Source organism: Dactylosporangium sp. NPDC051087 (genome assembly GCF_055586325.1).
The window spans coordinates 1-21,953 of sequence record NZ_JBVJIJ010000004.1; the positions used below are offsets into that span (position 1 = coordinate 1).

The 21,953-nt window shown below is 72.4% G+C and carries 22 protein-coding genes and 1 pseudogene; 12 read left to right on the plus strand and 11 right to left on the minus strand.

From position 1 onward, the window contains the following. Positions 1 to 236 precede the first annotated feature (236 nt). Positions 237 to 440, plus strand: coding sequence for a DUF4190 domain-containing protein (locus ACZ6TV_RS08855; protein WP_465296597.1), 204 nt, complete (start codon positions 237 to 239; stop codon positions 438 to 440). A gap of 218 nt (positions 441 to 658) precedes the next feature. Here ACZ6TV_RS08855 and ACZ6TV_RS08860 read toward each other — a convergent pair whose 3' ends face one another. Both ACZ6TV_RS08860 and ACZ6TV_RS08865 read right to left on the minus strand, forming a co-directional pair. Beyond that, entirely contained in the window at positions 659 to 1,573 is a 915-nt protein-coding gene (locus ACZ6TV_RS08860; protein WP_465296598.1) for an SDR family NAD(P)-dependent oxidoreductase, read from the minus strand. Positions 1,574 to 1,625: 52 nt separating this feature from the next. Beyond that, positions 1,626 to 2,567 carry an HpcH/HpaI aldolase/citrate lyase family protein gene (locus ACZ6TV_RS08865; protein ID WP_465296599.1) on the minus strand — a complete coding sequence of 314 codons (942 nt, stop codon included), beginning with the start codon at positions 2,565 to 2,567 and terminating at the stop codon, positions 1,626 to 1,628. A 76-nt stretch (positions 2,568 to 2,643) separates the two neighbouring features. Here ACZ6TV_RS08865 and ACZ6TV_RS08870 point away from each other — a divergent pair, with 76 nt between their 5' ends. Next, the gene (locus ACZ6TV_RS08870) at positions 2,644 to 3,462 is read left to right on the plus strand and encodes an SDR family NAD(P)-dependent oxidoreductase (RefSeq protein WP_465296600.1); all 819 of its coding nucleotides are present in this window, start codon (positions 2,644 to 2,646) and stop codon (positions 3,460 to 3,462) included. A 98-nt stretch (positions 3,463 to 3,560) separates the two neighbouring features. On the opposite strand, the gene ACZ6TV_RS08875 is transcribed toward ACZ6TV_RS08870, so the two are convergent. From ACZ6TV_RS08875 to ACZ6TV_RS08885, 3 genes are all read right to left on the minus strand, one after another. Beyond that, the gene (locus ACZ6TV_RS08875) at positions 3,561 to 4,052 is read right to left on the minus strand and encodes a hypothetical protein (RefSeq protein ID WP_465296601.1); all 492 of its coding nucleotides are present in this window, start codon (positions 4,050 to 4,052) and stop codon (positions 3,561 to 3,563) included. Positions 4,053 to 4,122: 70 nt separating this feature from the next. After that, the gene (gene amrA / locus ACZ6TV_RS08880; RefSeq protein ID WP_465296602.1) at positions 4,123 to 4,695 is read right to left on the minus strand and encodes an AmmeMemoRadiSam system protein A; all 573 of its coding nucleotides are present in this window, start codon (positions 4,693 to 4,695) and stop codon (positions 4,123 to 4,125) included. After that, positions 4,692 to 5,414 (minus strand): HAD family hydrolase, encoded by a 723-nt coding sequence (locus ACZ6TV_RS08885; RefSeq protein ID WP_465296603.1) that lies wholly within the window; start codon positions 5,412 to 5,414, stop codon positions 4,692 to 4,694. The genes amrA and ACZ6TV_RS08885 overlap by 4 nt, the downstream gene beginning before the upstream one ends. A gap of 145 nt (positions 5,415 to 5,559) precedes the next feature. Between ACZ6TV_RS08885 and ACZ6TV_RS08890 the strand changes: the two are divergent. Then, positions 5,560 to 6,405: pseudogene (locus ACZ6TV_RS08890) on the plus strand (DMT family transporter); the annotation flags it as partial. Here ACZ6TV_RS08890 and ACZ6TV_RS08895 read toward each other — a convergent pair. Beyond that, positions 6,399 to 7,256 carry a PhzF family phenazine biosynthesis protein gene (locus ACZ6TV_RS08895; protein WP_465296604.1) on the minus strand — a complete coding sequence of 286 codons (858 nt, stop codon included), beginning with the start codon at positions 7,254 to 7,256 and terminating at the stop codon, positions 6,399 to 6,401. The pseudogene ACZ6TV_RS08890 and the gene ACZ6TV_RS08895 sit on opposite strands and share 7 nt — an antisense overlap. A gap of 119 nt (positions 7,257 to 7,375) precedes the next feature. Between ACZ6TV_RS08895 and ACZ6TV_RS08900 the strand changes: the two genes are divergently transcribed. Further along, positions 7,376 to 8,719: a magnesium transporter MgtE N-terminal domain-containing protein gene (locus ACZ6TV_RS08900; protein WP_465296605.1), complete on the plus strand. Its 1,344-nt coding sequence runs from the start codon at positions 7,376 to 7,378 to the stop codon at positions 8,717 to 8,719. After that, the gene (locus ACZ6TV_RS08905) at positions 8,712 to 9,302 is read left to right on the plus strand and encodes a DUF1003 domain-containing protein (protein WP_465296606.1); all 591 of its coding nucleotides are present in this window, start codon (positions 8,712 to 8,714) and stop codon (positions 9,300 to 9,302) included. The genes ACZ6TV_RS08900 and ACZ6TV_RS08905 overlap by 8 nt, the downstream gene beginning before the upstream one ends. A 2-nt stretch (positions 9,303 to 9,304) precedes the next feature. On the opposite strand, the gene ACZ6TV_RS08910 is transcribed toward ACZ6TV_RS08905, so the two are convergent. Then, positions 9,305 to 9,895, minus strand: a complete 591-nt coding sequence (locus tag ACZ6TV_RS08910) for an O-methyltransferase (protein ID WP_354783394.1) — start codon at positions 9,893 to 9,895, stop codon at positions 9,305 to 9,307. 163 nt (positions 9,896 to 10,058) lie between these two features. On the opposite strand from ACZ6TV_RS08910, the gene ACZ6TV_RS08915 reads away from it, so the two are divergent. Beyond that, positions 10,059 to 11,360 (plus strand): S1C family serine protease, encoded by a 1,302-nt coding sequence (locus ACZ6TV_RS08915; RefSeq protein ID WP_465296607.1) that lies wholly within the window; start codon positions 10,059 to 10,061, stop codon positions 11,358 to 11,360. A 67-nt stretch (positions 11,361 to 11,427) separates the two neighbouring features. Further along, a complete protein-coding gene (locus ACZ6TV_RS08920; RefSeq protein WP_465296608.1) occupies positions 11,428 to 11,862 on the plus strand; it encodes a twin-arginine translocase TatA/TatE family subunit in 435 nt (144 codons plus the stop codon). 532 nt (positions 11,863 to 12,394) lie between these two features. On the opposite strand, the gene ACZ6TV_RS08925 is transcribed toward ACZ6TV_RS08920, so the two are convergent. Then, a complete protein-coding gene (locus tag ACZ6TV_RS08925) occupies positions 12,395 to 13,423 on the minus strand; it encodes a DNA-3-methyladenine glycosylase family protein (protein WP_465296609.1) in 1,029 nt (342 codons plus the stop codon). A gap of 196 nt (positions 13,424 to 13,619) precedes the next feature. On the opposite strand from ACZ6TV_RS08925, the gene ACZ6TV_RS08930 reads away from it, so the two are divergent. Next, entirely contained in the window at positions 13,620 to 14,762 is a 1,143-nt protein-coding gene (locus ACZ6TV_RS08930) for an Mrp/NBP35 family ATP-binding protein (RefSeq protein ID WP_465296610.1), read from the plus strand. Between the two features lie 117 nt (positions 14,763 to 14,879). Here the strand turns inward: ACZ6TV_RS08930 and ACZ6TV_RS08935 are convergent, their stop codons facing one another. Further along, positions 14,880 to 16,277 carry a leucyl aminopeptidase family protein gene (locus ACZ6TV_RS08935; RefSeq protein ID WP_465296998.1) on the minus strand — a complete coding sequence of 466 codons (1,398 nt, stop codon included), beginning with the start codon at positions 16,275 to 16,277 and terminating at the stop codon, positions 14,880 to 14,882. A gap of 227 nt (positions 16,278 to 16,504) precedes the next feature. Next, positions 16,505 to 16,672, minus strand: coding sequence for a DUF3117 domain-containing protein (locus ACZ6TV_RS08940; protein WP_081971220.1), 168 nt, complete (start codon positions 16,670 to 16,672; stop codon positions 16,505 to 16,507). A 232-nt stretch (positions 16,673 to 16,904) separates the two neighbouring features. Between ACZ6TV_RS08940 and ACZ6TV_RS08945 the strand changes: the two genes are divergently transcribed. Genes ACZ6TV_RS08945 through ACZ6TV_RS08960 form a run of 4 tightly spaced genes read left to right on the plus strand, consistent with a single transcriptional unit; the run spans position 16,905 to position 21,036 of the window. After that, complete coding sequence (locus ACZ6TV_RS08945; RefSeq protein ID WP_465296611.1) at positions 16,905 to 17,693, plus strand: PaaX family transcriptional regulator; 789 nt, start codon at positions 16,905 to 16,907, stop codon at positions 17,691 to 17,693. Positions 17,694 to 17,704: 11 nt separating this feature from the next. Continuing rightward, the gene (locus ACZ6TV_RS08950; RefSeq protein ID WP_465296612.1) at positions 17,705 to 18,490 is read left to right on the plus strand and encodes an enoyl-CoA hydratase-related protein; all 786 of its coding nucleotides are present in this window, start codon (positions 17,705 to 17,707) and stop codon (positions 18,488 to 18,490) included. A 46-nt stretch (positions 18,491 to 18,536) separates the two neighbouring features. Next, positions 18,537 to 19,793 (plus strand): DUF1800 domain-containing protein, encoded by a 1,257-nt coding sequence (locus ACZ6TV_RS08955; protein ID WP_465296613.1) that lies wholly within the window; start codon positions 18,537 to 18,539, stop codon positions 19,791 to 19,793. A 16-nt stretch (positions 19,794 to 19,809) separates the two neighbouring features. After that, positions 19,810 to 21,036 carry a DUF1501 domain-containing protein gene (locus ACZ6TV_RS08960; RefSeq protein WP_465296614.1) on the plus strand — a complete coding sequence of 409 codons (1,227 nt, stop codon included), beginning with the start codon at positions 19,810 to 19,812 and terminating at the stop codon, positions 21,034 to 21,036. On the opposite strand, the gene ACZ6TV_RS08965 is transcribed toward ACZ6TV_RS08960, so the two are convergent. Next, the gene (locus tag ACZ6TV_RS08965) at positions 21,037 to 21,537 is read right to left on the minus strand and encodes a hypothetical protein (RefSeq protein ID WP_465296615.1); all 501 of its coding nucleotides are present in this window, start codon (positions 21,535 to 21,537) and stop codon (positions 21,037 to 21,039) included. Positions 21,538 to 21,953 lie beyond the last annotated feature (416 nt).

Sequence of the window (21,953 nt, forward strand, 5' to 3'; positions counted from 1 at the left end):
TGCTGCGCGTGCGGGATGATCTCTTTGTCCACGAACTCCCGCACGGTCTCCAGGATCGACTGCTGCACATCGGTCAGACCGGGCGTCCGGGCGAGGCGGGCCATTGATTGACCTCCATTGGTCAGCGGCGTGGGCAGGGTGCGGCAAGTTACCGGCGGGTATGCAGGCAGTATCCCGGCTTGGCCTGGCCCGGGCCAACGTGAGCGGCCCACACAACCCTGTGAAATGGTTCTCAGGTGCGCTACAACAAGATGGCGATCGCTGCCCTGGTCTGCGCGGTGCTGGTGCCGCCGTTCGGCATCCTGATGGGCCACATCGCGTGGGCGCAGACCGGGCGGACCGGGGAGCGCGGGCGCGGGCTGACACTCGCCGCGCTGGTGATCGGATACCTGGAGCTGCTCGTCCTCTGCGGCGTCCCGATCGTCCTGCTGGGCTTCTAAGAAGCGTCGACTGGGCTTCTGAGCAGCGTCGACCTTGGCGACTTCGGCACGTCACAGCGGGCCGAAGTCGCCAAGGTCGAGCTCGTGGCGGTTGTTCGCGGCCGGGACGGCCGCGGCAGCTACCGGCGGCGGGAAAGGGAAGGCCGTCAAGGCCTGACCGGAGCCCGCGGGAGCAACGGTCCGCACCACCGCGGACCGTGGCCATGCATTGAAAAAGTTTATCGATATTGCGCTTCGCGGACGCTGTTGCCGCCGTCGATCACGAGCATCTGCCCGGTGATGTACGAGGCGCCGGGCGAGCAGAGGAACGCGATCGTGGCGGCCACCTCCTCGGGCGTGCCGGGGCGGCCCATCGGCGTGCCGAAGCCCTGCTTGAGCTCGACCAGGGTCGAGGCGCCGGTGTGGATGATGCCGGGGGCGACCGCGTTGACGGTGATGCCGTCGGCGACGAGCTCCATGGCCAGGGCGCGGGTCAGGCCGACGACGCCGGCCTTCGCGGCCGCGTAGCCGGCCTCGGCGGGCAGCGCGTTGACGGGGCCGGCGGTGGCGGCGAGGTTGACGATGCGGCCCCAGCCGTGCTCGGCCATGCCGCCCACGAAGGCGCGGCTGACCAGGAACGCGGTGGTGAGGTTGCGGTCGATCTCGGCCCGCCACTCCTCATAGGTGAGCTGGGCGACCGGGCGCAGGACCTCGGGGCTGGCCTTGCTCGCCAGGCCGGCGTTGTTGACGAGGATGTCGACGGTGCCGACGGAGTCGACGATCGCGTCGGCGAGCGCGCCGACCTCGGCCTCGACGGTGAGGTCGGCGACGAAGCCGGTGACGCCGAGCTCGGTGGCGCGGTCGTGGATGCGCCTGGTGGTGGACACGATGGCGACCGCCGCGCCCATCGCCTTCAGCCGGCGGGCGGTGGCGTAGCCGATGCCGTCCGGGCTGCCGGCGCCGGTGACCAGCGCGACGCGGCCGTCGAGGCGGTCGATCGCCGTGCTGCCCTCGTCCTCCGAGACCGGCTCGTCGGCGAGCTCAGGCCCGGCGGACGGGACGGCCCGCAGGGTGCGGCGGGCCGAGGAAGGGCGGCTCGCGTCACGCCGGTTGCCTTTTCCGGCGGGACCGGTGGATCGTAGGTCGGGTGCCATAGGGCAAATCCTGCCTGCCCGGACCGCCCCCGGGCAATGCGACACGGATTTCTCAGGCCGGCGGGGTGAATGACGTCGTGCGGGACATGCCCGCGGCGCGCCCCTTGGCGGAGATGACCAGGGCCATCTTGCGGGACGCCTCGTCGATCATCTCGTCGCCGAGCATGACGGCGCCGAGCTTGCCGCCGGCCTCCGAGGTGTAATGCTCATAGGCGTCGAGGATGAGCTCGGCGTGGTCGTAGTCCTCCTGGGCGGGCGAGTAGACCTCGTTGGCGGCGTCGATCTGGCCGGGGTGCAGGACCCACTTGCCGTCGAAGCCGAGCGCGGCGCTGCGGGTGGCGACCTCCCGGAACGCGTCCACGTCGCGGATCTGCAGGAACGGCCCGTCGATCGCCTGCAGGTCGTGCATCCTGGCGGCCATCAGGATGCGCATGAGGATGTAGTGGTACGGGTCGCCCGGGTAGCCGGGGATGAGCCCGCCGACGACCAGCGACTTCATGTTGATCGAGGCCATGAAGTCGGCGGGGCCGAAGATGATCGTCTCGATCCGCTTGCTCGCGGTCGCGATCGCGTCGACGTTGACCAGGCCGGCGGCGTTCTCGATCTGCGCCTCGATGCCGATCTTCCCGACCTCGAGCCCCATCGTCTTCTCGATCTGGGTCAGCGTCAGGTCGAGCCACTCGACCTGCCCCGCGGACTGCACCTTCGGCAGCATGATGCAGTCGAGGTTGGCGCCGGCGCCCTCGACGACCTCGACGACGTCGCGATAGGTCCACGGCGTGGTCAGGTCGTTGACCCGCACGACCCGGGCCTTGCCGCCCCAGTCGCCGTCGTTGAGCGCGGCCACGATGTTCTTGCGGGCGCCGGGCTTGGCGAGCGGCGCGACGGCATCCTCCAGGTCGAGAAAGACCTGGTCGGCGGGGAGCCCCTGGGCCTTGTCGAGCATCTTGACGCTCGAACCGGGGACGGCGAGGCAGGACCTGCGAGGACGCATGACGGCGCTCCTTAGCGAGCATTCAGCGGGACCTACGCCACGGTAACCTCGTCGCGTGATGGCGCAGAATGCCCCTGTGGAAGATCTCACCGGCCGCACGGTGGTGATCACCGGTGCCAGCTCCGGGATCGGCCTGGCCGCGTCCGTCGACATGGCCCGGCGCGGCGCGCACGTCGTCCTCGTCGGCCGGGACCCCGACCGCCTGACCGCGGCCGTCGACCGGGTGAAGGCCGCCGCCGGGCGCACTCCCCCGGCGTACCAGGCTGATTTCGCCCGCCTCGACGACGTGCACGTCCTCGTCGATCAGCTGCGGCAGCGATACCAGCGCATCGACGTCCTCGCCAACAACGCCGGCGGCGTGGTGGCCGGCGGCGCCCGGACCGCCGACGGCTTCGAACCGGCGATCCAGTCCAACCATCTGGCCGGGTTCCTGCTCAGCAACCTGCTGCGGGAGCAGCTGCGCAGCGGGCGGATCATCAACACCGCCTCCGCCGCGCACGCCATGGGCAGCGTCGATCCGTCGGATCTGCGGGGCGAGCGCAGCTCGGGGATGTGGCGGCGGTACGGCGCGGCGAAGCAGGCGAACATCCTCTTCGCGGCGGAGGCGGCGCGGCGGTGGCCGGACATCATGTCGGCGAGCTACCACCCGGGGTTCGTGCGGAGTCGCTTCGGGGCCGGGATCGGGGTGAGCCTGATGTCGAAGGTGACTCCTTTCGCGAAGTCGCCGGAGCAGGGGGCGGACACCCTCGTCTGGCTGGCGGCGACGCCCAGGCCGCAGCTGGTGTCCGGCGGTTACTACGAGAAGCGCCGCCAGATCAGGCCGAACGCGGCGACCGAGGACCCTCGGCTGGCGGCACGGCTGTGGGACGCGAGCCTGGCGGCCGTGGGTTTCTGAACGACGAACACGACGTCGTGTCGGCGCACTGCTTCACAGACACTAGCACAACCGAAAAAATTACTTGTCGGTGTCGTCACCGATCGTAGCGCACCGGTTCAGCGCCGGGCGCCGCGGACCTTGTGCAGGCGGAACGGGCGCTTCGGCAGTCTCGTCGCCGGGGACGGCTTCGGGGGCGCGGCCTGGGCGTCGTCGGGCATGGGCAGCAGCGGGGCGTCCTCGGCGGGGGTGAGCCGGCTGACCACGCACTCGGTCGCCCACCTGGTCGCGAGGTCGGTGCCGCCGTTGAGCCGCTTGCCGGCGAGCTGTGGCACGAGCTCCGTCCACGCCTCGCCGGCCGGGTCGAGGGTCTCCACGGTGGCGGTCCAGGTGACGATCCGGCCGCCGTGGTCGCCGCGCAGGGAGACGTCGGCGGTGCCGGTCTCGGCGAGGCCTGGTGCGGCCTGCTCACCAGGGCCGCTCACGACCAACAGCGATCCGCCGAGCCACGCGCACCAGACCAGGTAGGCGGGGCCGGCACCGGGCACGGCGAGCCACGCGACGGCGGCCTTCTTCGCGGCCTCTTCCACCAGCGGTTCCACGGGTGCCATCCAATCACAGCGGCGGGCGCGGGACCGGTCCTCGTATTCGGCCGAGCCGTACGCCAAGACCCACAGACACTCACAGCGGCGGGCGCGGGGACCGGTCCTCGTATTCGGCCGAGCCGTATGCCAGGGCCTGCAGGCCGGGTGGCCAGCCGGTCCAGCCGCCCTTGCGCAGCAGCGCGTCGAGGAACTGGTCCGCGGACGGCAGTTTCGCCCACACCGACGGCAGGAAGGTGGCCCTGCGGGTGCCGTCGGTGAGGATCAGCCCGTGCACGTGTGGCACCACGGCGGCCAGCAGTGCCTCCCGGCCGTCGGCGGGCAGTGCGGCGGGGCGGGTCAGGACGGAGACCTTCACGTCGAGCGAGGGCCAGTCGGCGGCGGTGACGGGTGGCACCCGCGGGTCCGCCATCGCCCGGACGGCGTTGTGCACGACGTCGCGGTGCAGGGGGCGCATCGCTTCCAGGGTGCCGACGCAGCCGCGGAGCGTGCCGGCCCGCTCCAGCGTGACGAACGAGGCGCCGTCGGCGTGCACGGGACCGGACGGGGGCAGGTGCGCGGTGAGGCGTTCGCCGGTCAGCCGCGCACGGACGGCGCCCGCCGCGAGACCGGCGAGCAGCCGTCCATCCATCGGCGACAATGGCGCCGTCACCAGTCCAGCATAGGCCCGCCGACGGTGACGGGGAGTGGCATGCGGCCGGCGACGAGGTCGGGGATCTGGTCGAGGCTGGTGATGCGGGCGCCGTCCCAGTCGAGGTCGGCGTTGAAGGTCAGGTGCCCGCCGAGGTCGGGCGCGTCGAGTTGCACCGCGGTGAGGCCGAACGCGCGGGCGCCGGTGAGCTCGTTGCCGCCGCCGTCGCCGATGTACAGGCATGCCTCGGGGTGCACGCCCAGGCGTTCGCAGGCGGTGCGGTACATCGCCGGGTGCGGTTTGGCCTGGCCGACCTGTGAGGAGTAGACGCCGGTGTCGAAGAGCCGGCCGATGGGGGTGCCGGGCAGGACGGACGGCAGTTCGAACCAGCAGTCACTGACGACGGCGGTGCGGATGCCGCGTTCGCGCAGCGTGCGCAGGACGGGCTCGGTCTCGGGCCGGGGCGGTGCGTCCTGCTGGATCGTGGTGATCCGCAGGTCGGCGGCCTCGCGCAGCTGGGCGGGGGTGGGTTCGACGCCGAGTTCGACGCAGAGCGCGCGCAGCCCGGCTAAGACGCTGCCGTAGGCGCCTCGTGACCGGACGTCGAAGGTGCGGTCGAGGAGGTTGAGCCACGCGTCGGGGTCGACGCCGAGCACGTCGGCGGTCCGGCGGTGACCGTCGCCGCGTACTACGGCCGTCGTACACGTGTTGAAGTAGTCGAAAAGGACAGCGCTAAACACCGTTCGGCCCTCCTGGCATCGTCCGAAAGTACGAGTGCAGACCGCTCTGGTCTACTGCCTGAGGACGCGACCCAGTGTCGGATCACCGACAATTTTCACCTGGTGACAACATCTCCGCATGCGGCATATCGGGATTCCCGCGGCTGTGGCATTGACCGTCGCGATCGTCGCGGTGTCGTCGTCGGCGCCGCTGATCGCCTACGCGGCCGCACCGGCCCTCGCGATCGCCTTCTGGCGCAACCTGCTGGGTGTCGCCGCGATCGCCCCCGTCGCGCTGGCGGTGCGGCGGGAGGAGTTCCGGTCGCGGGGCATGGTCGGCGCCAGCGTCCTGTCCGGGGTGTGCCTGGCGGTGCACTTCGGCACGTGGGTGCCGAGCGCGAAGCTGACCAGCGTCGCGATGTCGGTCGCGCTGGTGAGCACCACGCCGATCTGGACGTCGCTGATCTCGGTCCTGCGGGGGGTGCGCGTCCCCGGCAGCACGTGGGCCGGGGTCGGGGTCGCCGTGCTCGGGGTCGCCCTCGCCACCGGCGCCGACCCGGACCTGTCGGGCCGGGCGCTGCTCGGTGACGCGCTCGCGCTCGTCGGGGGGATCGCGGCCGCCGGGTACACGATGCTCGGCGCCCACGCGCGGGCCACGGTCTCCACCAGTACCTACGCGACCATCTGCTACTCGGTCTGCGCGGTCGTCCTCGGTCTGGCGTGTGTCGCCGGCGGTCAGGACCTGAGCGGCTTCTCGGCGCAGACGTGGCTGGCGCTGGTCGCGATGACCGTGGGCCCGCAGCTGCTCGGGCACACCCTGATCAACTACGCGTTGCGGCAGGTCGCGCCGACGACGGTCGCGGTGCTGCTGCTGCTCGAGGTGCCGGGCGCGCTGGTCATCGCCTGGCTGCTGCTCGACCAGCTCCCGGCGGCGCAGACGCTGCCCGGCATCGGGCTGCTGCTCGCCGGGGTCGCGATCGTGGTCCTCGGCGGCCGCCGCTCATCTCAGCCCACGAACGGCGGGACGATCATCTCCCCGGACGCGATCGGCACGACGTGGCCGGACACGGTCGCCGACACCGCCTCGCCGCCGGCGGCGGTGATCGAGCAGGTCAGCAGGGACGGGCGGTGCATCTCGGAGCCCTGACGGATCTGGTACCGGCTGAGCCCGTCCCCCGGGAGCAGCCCGGACGTCACCAGCCAGACGCCGAGCCCCATCGCCGCCGAACCGGTCGCCGGGTCCTCGGCGACGCCGGCGTCGGGGACGAGGACGCGGACGTGTGCCTCGTGCCGCTCCGCGTCCCAGTGCAGGACGCTGACGTTGTCGACGAGTCCTGCCGGCCGTAGCCGCCCGACCGCCTCGTCGGTCACCGACAGGAACGTGAACGGCAGCCCGCAGCCCGCCTTCCGCGGCGCCGGGCCGGCGTGGTCCGCCTCGGTGAGGCCGACGGCGGCGAGCAGCGGCGCCGGGTCGAGGGCCGGTCCGACGGTCGGTGCGCCGCCGGTGACGACGGCGCTGCCGTGGACGTCGTCGATGCTGATCGGGATCAGGCCCGCCCCGCACTCCTGGACGACCTCGGTGTCCTTGACCAGGCCGTCGCGGTGCAGGGTGACGGCGCAGCCGACGCTGGGGTGCCCGGCGAACGGCAGCTCCGTGCCCGGGGTGAAGATCCGCACCCGGTAGGTCGCCTCGGGGACCGTCGGCGGCAGCACGAAGATCGTCTCGGACAGGTTGAACTCGCGGGCGATCGCCTGCATCTGCTCACCGGCGAGGTCGGCCGCGTCGAACACGATCGCCAGGGGGTTGCCCGTGAACGGCCGGTCCGTGAAGACGTCGACCACCTTGTACCGCAGCATGATCATGCCGTGTCCTCCGCTTCGCTCCGCCACAGGCCGCTGATGCCATCGAGCCTAGGTGAGCGGCGGGCGCCGGAGGCGGTCCAACCGCGAGCCGGTGGTCTTCTTCAGTAGTCTTGAGCCTCGTGAGCACCGCGCCCAGGGTCTATGTCGCGCGCCTCGCCGGCCTGAGCGTGTTCGACCCGAACGGTGACCAGGTCGGCCGGGTGCGTGACGCGGTCGCGCGCGCCCGCACCGACGACCTGCCGCCCAGGGTGGTGGGGCTCGTCGCGGAGATGCCGATGCGCCGGCGGATCTTCCTGCCGATCGGCCGGATCACCGCGATGGAGCCCGACGCGGTGGTGCTCAACACCGGCACCCTCAACCTGCGCCGCTTCGAGAAGCGCCAGGGTGAGCTGCTGGTCCTGGAGGACTTCATCGACCGGCACGTCAGCGTGCCGGCGACCGGGCGCACCGGCACGGTCGTCGATGTCGCGATGGAGGCCGACCGCACCGGCACGTGGGCGCTGAGCCGGGTCGCGGTCCGCGAGTTCAGCGGCCGGCTCACCCGCCGCGGCCACCTCAACCAGCTCGAATGGGGTGAGGTCGCGGGGCTCGCCGGGACCCCGCACGCGCAGGGCACCGCCGGCATCCTCGCGGTGCTGGACAACATGCGCCCCGCCGACCTCGCCAACGTGCTGCAGGACCTGTCGGAGAGCCGCCGTGTCGAGGTGGCGACCGCCCTGGACGACGAGCGGCTCGCCGACGTCCTGGAGGAGCTCCCGGAGCACGACCAGCTGGAGATCATGGCGGCGCTCGAACCTGAGCGGGCCGCCGACGTCCTGGAGGAGATGGACCCGGACGACGCCGCCGACCTGCTCGCGGAGATGCCGAAGGGTGAGCAGGAGGTGCTGCTGGATCTCATGCAGCCCGACGAGGCGTCCCCGGTCCGCGCGCTGCTGGACTACCTGCCGGGCACCGCCGGGTCGGTGATGACGTCCGAGCCGATCGTCATGGCGCCGCACGAGACGGTCGCGGAGGCCCTGGCCCGCATCCGGGAGCCGCAGCTGTCGCCGGCCGTGGCCGCGGGGGTGTTCGTGACGCGCCCGCCGATGGCGACGCCGACGGGCCGCTACCTGGGCGTCGTGCACTTCCAGCGGCTGCTGCGGGAGCCCCCGTCGGCGCTGCTCGGCGGGGTCGTCGACAACGACATCAAGCCTCTCGCGCCGCAGGCCACGCTCGGCGAGATCACCCGCCGGATGGCGACGTACAACCTGGTGGTCATGCCGGTGATCGACGCCAACGACCGGCTCGTCGGCGCTGTCACGGTCGACGATGTGCTGGACCATCTGCTGCCCGAGGACTGGCGCGACCGTGAGCACGCGGCTGCTTCGGCGGGCACCGCGGGACGGGCGCTCGACGGCGCCGGCCGCACCCTGAGCGAGCCGGCCACCAACGGCGGGTCCGGGACGGCCGGCGGCCATGGTTGACCGGCGGCGGCTCGATCAGCCGCGCGAGCCGGGCCGGTTGAAGCTGCCCCGCTTCGACCCGGAGGCGTTCGGGCAGTGGTCGGAGGGGATCGCGCGGTTCATGGGGACCGCGAAGTTCCTCGTGTACATGACGGTCTTCATCCTCGCGTGGATCGTGTGGAACACGCTCGCGCCGAGGACGTGGCAGTTCGACCCGTACACCTTCACGTTCCTCACGCTGATCCTGTCGCTGCAGGCCTCCTACGCGGCGCCGCTGATCCTGCTCGCGCAGAACCGGCAGACGGACCGGGACCGGCTCGCCGCCGAGGAGGACCGGCGCCGCGCCGCCGCGCAGAAGGCCGACACGGAGTACCTGGCGCGGGAGATCGCGTCGCTGCGCATCGCCGTCGGTGAGGTCGCCACCCGCGACTTCCTGCGGTCGGAGCTGGCGCGGATGAGCGAGGAGCTCGACGAGGCCGCGGTGCGGCGGGCGAAGCTGGAGCGGAAGAAGGCGAAGAAGACGTCGCTGGACGAGCCCGCCGAGGAGGACGTCTTCAACCCCGACGACGACCCGCCGCGCCGGCGCGCCCGTCCGGCCCGCTGACGCTACTGGGCTCTCGCCGCGACGAGGAGGCCCTCGCCGAGGGGCAGGATCGCGGGGACCCACGCGTCGCTGTCGCGCAGGGCTTTGACGGCCTCCCTGAGCAGGACCGTCTCCGCGTCCCGGATGGTGGGATCACTGACTCTGCCGCCGCCGAGCGCGCCCGCCAGCACGAGGGTCCCGCCGGGTCGCAGGAGGCGCTCCGCGGCGGCGGTCACCGCCACGTACTCACTCGGGTCGTGGTCGACGAACACCAGGTCGTAGGCGCGGTCGGCGAGCCGGGGCAGGACGTCCAGGGCCCGCCCGCTGATGATCCGGGTCCGCGACGGCGGGTTGCCGGCGGCGGCGAAGACCCGCCGGGCCACCCGCTGGTGCTCCGGCTCGAGGTCGATCGTGGTGAGGACACCGTCGCGGCGCATGCCCCGCAGCAGCCACCCGCCGCTCACCCCCGTGCCGGTGCCGACGTCGACGACGGCCTTGGCGTTGCCGACCGCGGCGACGACCCGCAGCGCCGCGCCCTCACCCCGGCTGACGCTGGCGATGCCCAGCTCGGCGGCCTGCTCGCGGGCCGCGGTGAGCACCGGATCCTCCAGCACGTAGCCGTCGACGAAGTCGGCGAACTGCTGTGCGGTTCTGACGGACGGGGGGATGTCGCACCTCCATGAGACGTCGATCCCCGCAAGCCTAGGAGACCTCGCCCTCACGTGTGGGATGCCGGCCCGTGTAATGCTGGATGCGAAACGGACGGAGGAGCCGATCGTGACAGACGGTTCGGCCTGGCGTCAGCCTGGCCACGGCGCATCGACCAGCCCCGCTGGTTGGCCGATGCCGCCCGCGCAGCCGCGACCGCAGCCCGCCCCGAGCAGCTGGTGGTCCGACGCCCTCGCAGACCCGTGGCGTGACCCCGACGCGCAGGTCGTCGTGGTCAAGACCCCGGCCGAGGAGGCGCCGGAGCTGGAGAAGCCCCCGCCGCCCGGGCCCGGCCCCAAGGCGGGGATCGGCCTGGTGCTGATCGTGTCGATCGTCACGGCCCTGCTCGCCGGCGCGCTCGGCGGGACCCTCGGCTACGTGTTCGCCGGCGGTGGCGGCAGCATCCTGGGCAACTCGCCGCTCGGCAGCGACCCGCCGCTCAACGGCCGCCCGCCGGACACCGTCGCCGCCCTGGCGAAGAAGGTCCTCCCGAGCGTCGTCACGATCAGCATGCGGGTCGGCTCCGGCACGTCCCTCGGCTCCGGCTTCGTCGTCTCCAACGACGGGTACGTGATCACCAACAACCACGTCGTGCACGGCGGCAGCGGCAACGCCACGGTCCGCTTCAACGACGCCTCGGTCGCCCCGGCGATCGTCGTCGGCGGCGACGACGAGTCCGACATCGCCGTGCTGAAGATCGACACCGCGGGCCTGCCCGACGACAAGCTGCAGCCCGTCGAGTTCGGCGACTCCGACCAGCTCCAGGTCGGTGACCCGGTCGTCGCGATCGGCTCCCCGCTCGGCCTGACCAGCACGGTCACCTTCGGCGTGGTCAGCTACCTCGACCGCCCCATCCGCACCAGCGAGGGCGGCACGGCCCGCTACTACTCGGCGATCCAGACCGACGCGGCCGTCAACCAGGGCAACTCCGGTGGTCCCCTCTTCGACGGCGCCGGCCGGGTCGTCGGCATCAACTCCGTCATCGGCACCCTCTCGGAGGACCAGTCGAACGCCGGCAACGTCGGCCTCGCCTTCGCCATCCCGATCAACCACGCCCGCCGCGTCGCCCAGGACGTCATCAACACCGGCAAGGCCCGCCGCACTGTGATGGGTGTCTCACCCGACCCCAGCTACCGCAACCCGGCCGGCGGCGCCCGCCTCGCCTCCGTCGAAGCCAACGGCCCCGCCGCCGGCGGCGGCCTCCGCGCCGGCGACGTCATCATGGCCGTGAACAACAAGCCCGTCGAGGAGTTCTGGGACCTCACGGCGCTCATCCGCAAGTACGCTCCCGGCGCCGTCGTCGAGATCCAGTACCTGCGCGGCACCAGCAAGGAGAAGACCTCGGTGACCCTGGTCGCCGACGCGAAGTGACCGGTGGGCCCTCCCGTTCCGTGCCCCGGGGTGCGTAGGCTGGCGGGCGAGAGCAAGGAGGCCGGCAATGGGCTTGGAAAACCTCGGTGGCTGGGAGTTCATCGTCATCATCCTGGTGGGGCTGTTCATCTTCGGCCCCGACCGGCTGCCGAAGGCGATCAGCGACGGCATGCGCATGCTCCGCAACGTCCGCCAGATGGCCCGTAACGCCACCGGCGACCTGAGCCGCGAGCTCGGCACCGACATCCAGCTCGAAGACCTCCACCCGAAGACCTTCCTGCGTAAGCACCTGCTCAGCGAGGCCGACGAGGCCGCGCTGCGCCGCCCGCTCCAGGACATCGTCGGCGAGGTCCGCGGCGTCGCCGACACCGTGAAGCGCGACGCGGAGGCCGCCATCAACGGCGCGAACACCCCCGCTCCCACCCCGCCGCCCTCGACCTCCCTGACGAAGCCGGCCGCCGCCGCCCCGGCCGCCCGCCCCTCCTGGGACGACGTCACCTGACCCCTCTGGCCGACCGCCACATGCATCCGGCCGACTTCCCGGGACGCAGGCACACGGCCACCCCGCACCATGGCCCCGAGCGACGCGGGCGCTGGCACCTTGCTGGGTCATGATCCCGGACGGCTCCGGCGGCAGGGCCCGCCCAGGACCGTCCAGGATCACGCTGACCGCTCGACCCACTGTGGGGTTTGGAGCCGGCGACGGCGGTGTCACCACCGAACATGCACCTCGGCGGCGGCGCGACGTGAGGACGGCACCTCAGGCCCGGCCCGGCAGCCACCGCAACCACGCCACCCGTTCGCACTGCCGCCAGGCCGGGCGGATCCATCGGCCCAGCGAATGTCCGCCCGCACACGGTGTGGTCGACCCCTACCGCGGACCCCAGCCTGGACCCCTCCAGTGACTCCTGGGGAACACCGTGAGCAACCGCCGAACCGGGCGGGGCAAGGGCGGCGCGGACATCCGCGCCCCACCGCCGCCACGACGGGCCGTCCGAGAGCCCCGGACGACCCGTCACGCCGGGACGGGTGGATCAGGACATCTGAGGTGCCGGCAGCCCGCTGCGCGAGGACCCCTCGTCACGAACCGGCGGCTCGACGGCACGGCGGGCCGCGCGGGCCGCGCGGGCCGCGGCGCGGCGGTCCTGGTCGCGCCAGTCCAGGGCGGTCCGGGTCGTATACGCCCACCAGCCGATCGTGTCCCCATACCAGTCGCGCAGCTCGTCCGGGGACGGGGTCGGCGTGCCATAGACGGCCTCGGCGGCGTCGCGGTGCTGGCGGAGCTCGAGCGGGGCCCGGTCGGGGCGGCCGAGGACCCGCAGGAGCAGGGCGTGGGCGGTGAAGGGGCCGATGCCGGGCACGGTCAGCAGCGCGTCATACACCTCGGCGGCGGGGGCGGTGCGCAGCCAGGGCTCGCCGAGGCCGTCCAGGCCGGTCAGCACCGCGTGGAGACGCCGGGCGCTGAGCATGTTGCTGGCATACGGCTGCAGTCCCTCGACGCCGAGCGCGGTCAGCGTGGACATCGGCGGGAACGCGGCATAGGTGACACCGCCGACGATGCCGTGGGGGCCGTGGGCGGTGAGGAGGCGGCGCTTGTACGCCTTGGCGAACCAGTGGGCGGAGTGGTGGACGAGTGTGTAGAAGACGGCGCCTTCGGTGAGGGACGGGAAGCGGACCTGGTGGAGGCCCTCGGTGGTGGCGAGGACGGGTGCCATGAGCGGGTCCGCGCGGGCCAGGTGCAGGAACCGGGCGCGGTCGTCGGCGAGACCGAGCCAGTCGCTCACCCGGTCGCCGACCGCGTCCAGCTCCCCCGGTCTCAGCTCGCCGTCGCTGAACACGGTGAGCGTGACCCCGGGCATCCCGTCGTCGCGGCCGGTGACGTCGGTGACGACGGCGCGGGTGGGGTCGTCGGGGTGCAGGAAGGCGCGGCGGGCCCGGCCGGGGGTGACGAGCTGGTCGCCGCCGCACGGGGCGAAGGACTCCATGGCGCGCAGCGAGCAGGCGAGGTCGAAGGGGGCCGTGGCGGCGAGGACGGTGCGGGTGGTGGTGCCGAGTTCTGTCATGCCCACATTTTCGAACAGGGGTACGACAGAAAACGGAAATCGCCGCGTGCCTCAAGGGGCGAGGCGCGCGGCGTACAACGATCGTCCCATCGGCGTGGACGTGGGACAACCCTGTCACCGTTCGGGTGAGTGTGATGTGTTACCGCCCGCGGCAGGGTGCCTGAACAGGCTCGGCGGCCGACGTACGATTGCGGGCATGTCAGCCCCGGCCACCACTGTCGAAGCCGCGATCAATGCCGCACTGTCGACCGTCGACGACCCTGAGATCCGTCGCCCGATCACCGAGCTCGGCATGGTGCGCGACGTCGTGCTGCGGCCTGACGGCGTGGCCGTGATCGGGTTGTTGCTCACGGTCGCCGGGTGCCCGTTGAAGGACAAGTTGCGGACCGACATCACCAGTGCGGTCGGGGCGGTCGACGGGGTCACCGGGGTCGAGGTCGACTTCGGGGTGATGACCGCCGAGCAGCGCAAGGAGCTGCAGAGCAGCCTGCGCGGCGACGTGCAGGAGCCGGTCATCCCGTTCGCCCAGCCGGGTTCGCGGACCAGGGTGTATGCGGTCGCCAGCGGCAAGGGCGGCGTGGGCAAGTCGAGCGTGACGGTCAACCTGGCCGCGGCGCTGGCCGCGAAGGGGCTGAAGGTCGGTGTCGTCGACGCGGACATCTACGGGCACTCGGTGCCGCGGATGCTCGGCGCGGACGGCCGGCCCACCCAGGTCGAGTCGATGATCATGCCGCCGTCGGCGCACGGGGTGAAGGTCATCTCGATCGGGATGTTCACGCCGGGCAACACCGCCGTGGTGTGGCGGGGGCCGATGCTGCACCGGGCGTTGCAGCAGTTCCTCGCCGACGTCTACTGGGGTGACCTGGACGTGCTGCTGCTGGACCTGCCGCCGGGCACCGGTGACGTGGCGATCTCCCTCGCCCAGCTGCTGCCGTCGGCGGAGATCCTGGTCGTGACGACGCCGCAGGCCGCCGCGGCGGAGGTCGCGGAGCGGGCCGGGTCGATCGCCCTGCAGACGCACCAGCGCATCGTCGGCGTCGTGGAGAACATGTCGTGGCTGGAGCTGCCCGACGGCCAGCGCATGGAGGTCTTCGGCAGCGGCGGCGGCACGCAGGTCGCGGAGTCGCTCGGCCGGCTCGTCGGCGCGCCCGTGCCGCTGCTGGGTCAGATCCCGCTCGACACGCGCCTGCGTGAGGGCGGCGACGCCGGGGTGCCGCTGGTGCTGTCCGAGCCGTCGGCGCCCGCCGCGGCCGCGCTGGCCGCCGTCGCCGACCGGCTCGCGGTCCGCCGCGAGAGCCTGGTGGGCAAGCCGCTCGGCCTCAAACCCGCCGGCCGCTGAGCACCGAAAAGGCCCGCTGGCCACTTGAGGACCGAAGCAGGTCCAAAAGCCGGTTCAAGAGCAGGTTCAAGAGCCGGCGGCGGCCACGGGTACCCGACCCGGAGCCGCCGCCGAACGTCAGCCCGCGGAGGTCTCGAGCCAGCGCAGGAGGGTGCGCACACCCCAGCCGGTGGCGCCCTTGGTCAGCTCACCGTCGGCGGAGTCCGCCCACGCCGATGACGACATGTCCAGGTGCGCCCACTGCTCCCGCAACCCGCCGGTGAACTCGCGCAGGTACAGCGCCGCCATCAGCGACCCCGCGCCGACGTCGGTGGAGTTGACGATGTCGGCGACGTCGCTGCCGAGGGCCTCGAAGTAGTCGTCGTGCAGCGGCATCCGCCACATCGACTCGCCGGCGGCCGCGGCGGCCTCCGCCAGCGACAGCGCGAGGGTGTCGCTGTGGCTGTACAGCGCGGCGGTCCGCTTGCCGAGGGCGACGCCCTGCGCGCCGGTCAGGGTCGCCAGGTCGATGATCGCGTCGGGCCGTAGCCGCCGGACGGCGTAGGCCATGGCGTCGCCGAGGACGAGACGGCCCTCGGCGTCGGTGTTGTGGATCTCGCTGGTGATGCCGCCGTAGTGGCGCACGACGTCGCCGGGGCGGAAGGAGTCGGCGCCGAGCGAGTTCTCCGCCAGGGGCGCGAGCGCGGTGATCCGCAGCGGCAGGCGCAACGCCGCCGCGGCGAGGGTCGCGCCGATGACGGCGGCGGCGCCGGCCATGTCCTTGCGCATGAGCTTCATGCCGGACAGCGGCTTGACGCAGATGCCGCCGGTGTCGAAGGTGATGCCCTTGCCGACGAGCACGACGTGCCGTTTGGCGCCGCGGGGCCGCCAGGACATCTCGACGAGGCGCGGCCCGCGGGTGGAGCCGCCGCCGACGGCGAGGATCGCGTTGAACCCCTCCGCGGCGAGCGCCTTCGGGTCGCGGACGGTCGTCGTCAGCCCGGCGACGCCGGCGGCGGCCTTCTCGACCCGCTTCGCGAACCACGCGGGGGTCTTCTCGTCGCTGGGCATGTTGGTGAGGTCCCGGGCGAGCCGGGTGGACTCCGCGACGGCCTTCGCGGCGGCGAGCGCTGCCGCCAGGTCCGCGTCCGTGGCGTCCGTGGCGTCCGGCGGTGACACGAGCACGACGCGGCGCAGCTCCGGCGGCTCGTCGGCGCCGAGGCGGAAGCGGTACGACGCGAGCCACAGCCCCTCGCCGAGCCCCCGGACGGCCGCCGGGGTGACGTCCTGCGGCAGTAGGAGCGTGAGGGTGGGCTCGCCGCTCGCCGACCTGGCGAGCTTGGCGCCCGCGGCCCGCCAGCCGGCCTCGTCGCCGGCCCCGACACCGACGAAGAGCAGCTTGTCGGGGCGGTGCCCGGCCCGCGGCAGCTTGTGGATGGTGCCGGCCGACCCGGAGTGCTCGACGTCCAGCAGGAACGCTGTGATGTCGTCCAGGTCGGCCGGGCCGAGCTTTAGCCTCGCCAGCGTCAGCCGCACCGCGGCGAGCCGTGCCGCCGCGAGCTCCTCCGACGACGGCGAGGGGTCTGTGGTGTCCTTACCGGCCGGCACGACAACGGCGACCGCGCCGGAGGCGTTGCGGGCCGTGGCGAACCGTATGTCCAGCAAGTGATTGCCTCCATCAAAAGTTTCCGCGCACGCCTCGGGGAGTGACCGCCCAGGGCCACTCGGTCGCGCGGGGTGGTGCCGGATGAACGGAAAAGACCTCAGCCGGTGGCGGTCTTCAGCGCCTCACTGAGCTCGTTGGCCTCATCCTTGGTCATCTCGACGACGAGCCGCCCACCACCTTCCAGCGGGACACGCATGACGATGCCCCGCCCCTCCTTGGTGACCTCCAGCGGACCGTCGCCTGTCCGCGGCTTCATGGCCGCCATGTTGTCTCCCTTCGCTCCCTGATGTCCCAGACATCAGGTGGCACAGCCGTCCCCGCATGCCCGCGCGTCGTCTCACCAGCGTCGACCGGGACCTGCCTCCCGGCCTTCCGACTCGTGATGAACGCGCCAACAGATGATTTTCCCTGATGATGGCCCCAAGACCCAAACTGGGACGCGAACCATGTGACAACTCCTGGCGGTGGATGCCGGTCAACTGTCACAATAAGCGGCCATGCAGGCCCGGTCCGCCCTCTTTGATCTCTATGGCGACCATCTCCGTCCCCGCGGTGGGCGGGCCGCCGTCGCGGCCCTCGTGCGCCTGCTCGCACCGCTCGGCATCGCGCCACCCGCCGTGCGCACCGCGGTGTCACGGATGGTACGCCAGGGCTGGCTGCATCCTTTACGGTTACCGACCGGCCCGGGCTACGGCATCACCCCGAAGGCGGCACGGCGACTCGACGCGGCGGGAGCCCGCATCTACCGCACCTCGAAGGGCGACACCGCCTGGGACGGCCGCTTCGATCTCATCACGCTCGACCCGCCGCAGCACCGAGGCGCGCGGGCGAAACTCGTCGCCAACCTCGGATTTCTCGGGTACGGCGCGATCGACGCCTCCACCTGGATCGCGCCACGCCCCGGCGAGGGCGTCGACACGCTGCTGACCGAGGCCGGCGTCCGGTACGACCGGTTCAGCGCCGAGCACGTCGCCGGCGGGGAGCGGCTCGTGTCCCGCGCCTGGGACCTGCGGGAGATCGGCGAGGCGTACGAGCAGTTCGTGGCCCGGCTGACGCCCCTCGTGGCGGCGATCGGGCCCGGCACCGACGACGAGCGGGCGTACGCGGCCAGATTCACGCTCGTGCACGCCTGGCGGGCGTTCCTGTTCCGCGACCCGCAGCTGCCGCCGGAGCTGCTGCCGCCGGACTGGCCCGGGACCGCGGCCGCGGCGTTCTTCGACCGGCACGCGACCCGTCTGCGGCCCGCCGCCGACCGGTACGTTGACCAGTGTCTGCGCAACCAGTAAGGAGCCGAAGCATGAGTCTTGAGGTCGAGCGCAACGGCGCGGTCGCCATCGTCACGTTCAACCGTCCCGAGGCGCTCAACGCGCTGGACAACGCCACCAAGGTCGCGCTGCGCGACACCCTCCGGGAGCTGGCGGACGACACCGCGGTCCGGGCCGTCGTCCTCGCCGGCGCCGGCCGCGCGTTCTGCGTCGGCCAGGACCTGCGCGAGCACGTCGCGCTGCTGGAGTCTGGCAGCGAGGGGCCGCTGTCGACCGTCCGGGAGCACTACAACCCGATCGCCGAGCAGATCGTGGGCATGCCGAAGCCGGTCGTCGCCGCCGTGCGGGGCATGGCCGCCGGCGCCGGCGCGTCCCTCGCGCTGCTGGCCGACTTCCGCGTCGGCGGTCCGAAGACCGGGTTCCTGATGGCGTTCGCCAACGTGGGCCTCGCCGGGGACACCGGCGTGTCGTGGACGCTGCCCCGGCTCGTCGGGCACGCGAAGGCGGCGGAGCTGCTCCTGCTGGCCGAGCCGATCGACGCCGCGACCGCCGACCGGCTCGGGATGCTGACGCGACTGGTCGACGACGACGAGCAGGTGCTGCCGGTCGCGCTGGAGCTCGCGGCCCGGCTCGCCGCCGGACCGACCGTCGCGTACGGGCAGATCAAACGCCAGCTCGCCGCCGGCGTGTCCGGCACGCTGAGCGAGACCCTGGAGGTCGAGGCGCAGGCCCAGGCCATCTGCGGGCAGACCACGGACCATCGGGCATCGACGGCCGCCTTCGTGCAGAAGCAGAAGCCGGAGTTCGTCGGAGCCTGACCGCGGATTTACCTCGCTCGAACACCGCGGCCCTACGGTTGATCACATGGCCGACCGGAAAGCACTCGCACACCTGCTGCGCCGCGCGACCTTCGGACCGACCGCGGAGGAGGTCGACGCGGCGGAGCGGGCAGGTGCCGCGGCGACCGTCGACGCCCTGCTCGAGCCCTCGCGCACGGACGCCGGCGCGGCGCGTACCCCCGTGCCCGAACTGCCACCCGTGGTCAACGAGAAAACCGAGCGGGCCGCGCAGCTGCGCACCGTCGGATACTGGTGGCTCGACCGCATGGTCCAGGCCGAGCACCAGCTGCCGGAGAAGCTGACGTTCTTCTGGCACGGGCACTGGGCGACGTCCGCCGACAAGGTCAAGTACGGCTCGCTGATGCTCGGCCACCAGCAGACCCTGGCCCGCACCGGCCTCGGCGACTTCGGCACGATGCTGCGCGCGATGCTGCGCGACCCGGCGCTGATCATCTGGTTGGACGGGCAGAAGAACACCCTCAAGGCACCCAACGAGAACCTCGCCCGCGAGCTGATGGAGCTGTTCACGCTCGGTGTCGGGCACTACACGGAGCAGGACGTCCGGGAGGGTGCCCGCGCGCTGACCGGCTGGGTCGTGGACAACAAGGCCGGCACGGCGAGCCTCAACCCGAAACGGCACGACAGCAAACCCAAGACCATCCTGGGCAGCACCGGCGACTTCGACGCCGACGGGTTCGCCGGCGTGCTGCTGGCCCGCCCGGAATGCCCCGAGTTCATCGCGAAGCGGTTGTGGCTGCGGTACTGCGGGGACAACGCGATCCCCGCGGCGGTGCTCGCGGAGGCCGCGAAGCAGCGCACGACCGGCGCGATGCTGAAGGTCCTGCTGCTCGCCGACGGCCACGCCGAGCTGGTCAAGCAGCCCGTGGAGTGGCTGGTCGGCGCGCTGCGGCAGCTCGGCCTGCGCCCCGGCGACATGCCGGAGCAGCAGCGCAAGCAACTGCAGAACGGGCTCAACCAGCTCGGCCAGGTGCCGCTGCGCCCGCCGAGCGTCGGCGGCTGGCCGGCCGGTGCCGCGTGGCTCACCACGTCGGCGACGCAGGCCCGGCTGAAGCTGGCGCAGCTGCTGGCCTCGAAGGCCCCGCAGCCCGTCCTGGACCGCATCGCCGCGGCGCCGCAGGGGACCCGGATCGACGCCATGGCCAGGCTGCTGGTCGTCGACGCGTTCACCGACCGGACCCGGGCCGCGCTCACCCCCGCCGCGGGCGACCCCCGCAAGCTCCTGGCCCTGGGTCTGGCGAGCCCCGAATACGCGATCCACTAGTTGCTCGGGAGGCGACATGGACACCCAGACCCGGCGCAAGTTCCTGATCACCAGCGGTGTCGTCGGCGCCGCCGGCCTCGCCGCGGGCGGCGCGTGGACGCTGCGTGACATCTTCGACACCGCCACCTGGGACGACCGGCCCGGCGACGCGAAGACGCTGGTCCTGGTCACGCTGTACGGCGGCAACGACGGCCTGGCCAGCGTCGTCCCCTTCGCCGAGAAGGGCTACCGCGACGCGCGCGGCGACCTCGCCTACAGCGCCGAGGAGGTGCTCAAGCTCGACGACGTCAGCGGGCTGAACCCGGCCTACAAGGGCCTGAAGAAGATGTTCGACGCCAAGAAGCTCGCCGTGATCCGCGGCGTCGGCTACCCGAAGCCGGACCACAGCCACTTCCGCTCGATGGACATCTGGCAGACCGCGCAGCCCGACCGCCCCGGCAACACCGGGTGGCTCGGCCGCTGGCTCGACACGTTCGGCGGCGACCCGCGCCACGCCGTGTCCTTCGAGCCGGTCCTTCCGCCGGTACTGGCCGGCGAGACGAGCGCCGGCGCCGCTGTCCCGGTCACCGGGCTCGCGCTGCCGAACGGCGTACAGACCGCGACGCTGTCGAAACTGGGTGAGGCCGCCGCCGGCGAGTCGCCGCTGCAGGCCCGCGCGGCGCGCGCGTTCGCCGACCTGGTCAGCGTCGACACCCTCATCTCCTCGACCGCCACCGACGAGGACACCGACGGCGACGAGAACGCCGGCACCGGCACCGGCGGCCGCTCCGACCTCAAGGCGCAGCTCGACCTGGTCGCCCGCTGCGTCGAGGCGAACGTCGCGACCCGCGTCTTCTCCGTGTCGCTCGGCGGCTTCGACCTGCACGCCTCGGCGGGCCGGTCCACCCAGGAGATGATCCTGGAGCGGCTCGACGACGCGCTGACCGGCTTCACGACGCGGATGGCCAAGACGGAAGCGGGCCGCAAGGTCGTCGTCGCCGTCTACTCCGAGTTCGGCCGCCGGGTCGCGGCGAACGGCTCCGAGGGCACCGACCACGGCACGGCCTCGGACATGTTCCTGCTCGGCAGCCCCGTGCGCGGCGGCCTCTACGGCGAGCAGCCGAGCCTGTCCGACCTGGACAACGGCGACCTGAAGTTCACCACCGACTTCCGGTCCGTCTACGCCACGCTGCTCAAGGACGTCCTGGACGCCGACCCGCAGCGCATCCTCGGCTACTCCTCGGCGCTGCCCGGGCTGCTGTAGCTACTCCTCTTCGGGGTCCTGGTTGGCCTCGGCCCCGAGCACGAACGCCTGCATCGCGAGCTCATCCCCGACCGGCCACACGAACGCGGGCAGCTCCGCCGGGCCGAGGTCACGCACGTACGTCCAGAACTCCCGCACCGCCTCACCCGGCGACGCGGCCTCGATCGGCAGGTCCACGCTCACCAGCCAGGTGCGCTTCCCGTCCTTCGGCACGCCGGCGGCCGCGCTCGCCACCTTCCCGAACGCCGCCTCGTCCAGCGGGTGCGCCCCCGGCTCGAGCCCCGCCCCGAACGGCACCGGCGCCGCGATCAGGTCGACGGTGTACCGCACCCGCCCCTCGGCGTCCGCCCGCCCCACCCCGAACACCACCGGCGGCTCGACGGCCGCCACCAGCAACGCCTCATCCCCGGCCGGCAACGTGGTCTCCGGCACGAACGGCGACGCGTAGAGCCGCTCCTGCGAGTACCGCTCCTCGGAAACAACCACCGCCCACTTCGCCATACCCCCATTCCACCACCCTCCGCCGCTCCCCTCACCCCACCCCTGGACCACGGCACCCGGTGACTGGACGTAGCGGCCCGCACCCGCGCCCCGGGCCGGAACGCGCGGCGACGCCGGCCCCGGGCGAATGAAACTGCCACACCCGGCCGCACGGCGTTCGCGGGCGAGGCAGCCGCCGGCCAGCTGGCTCTTCCCGGTGGGGTCAGAGTGCCGCCGGAGACCTTCCCTGGCGCCCGCGTCGCCAGGACGGGCCGGCCGGACATCCGCTCCGGCGCGTCGGCCCGCACGCACAAGCCCGACCCTGTCGCACGAAACACAGACGATGCGCCACGCAGCAGCGCACCGAGGGCCAACGCAACCCCCTCACTCCCACGAGAGACGGAAAAGACGACTCCCCCGAAGCCCAGAAACTCGAC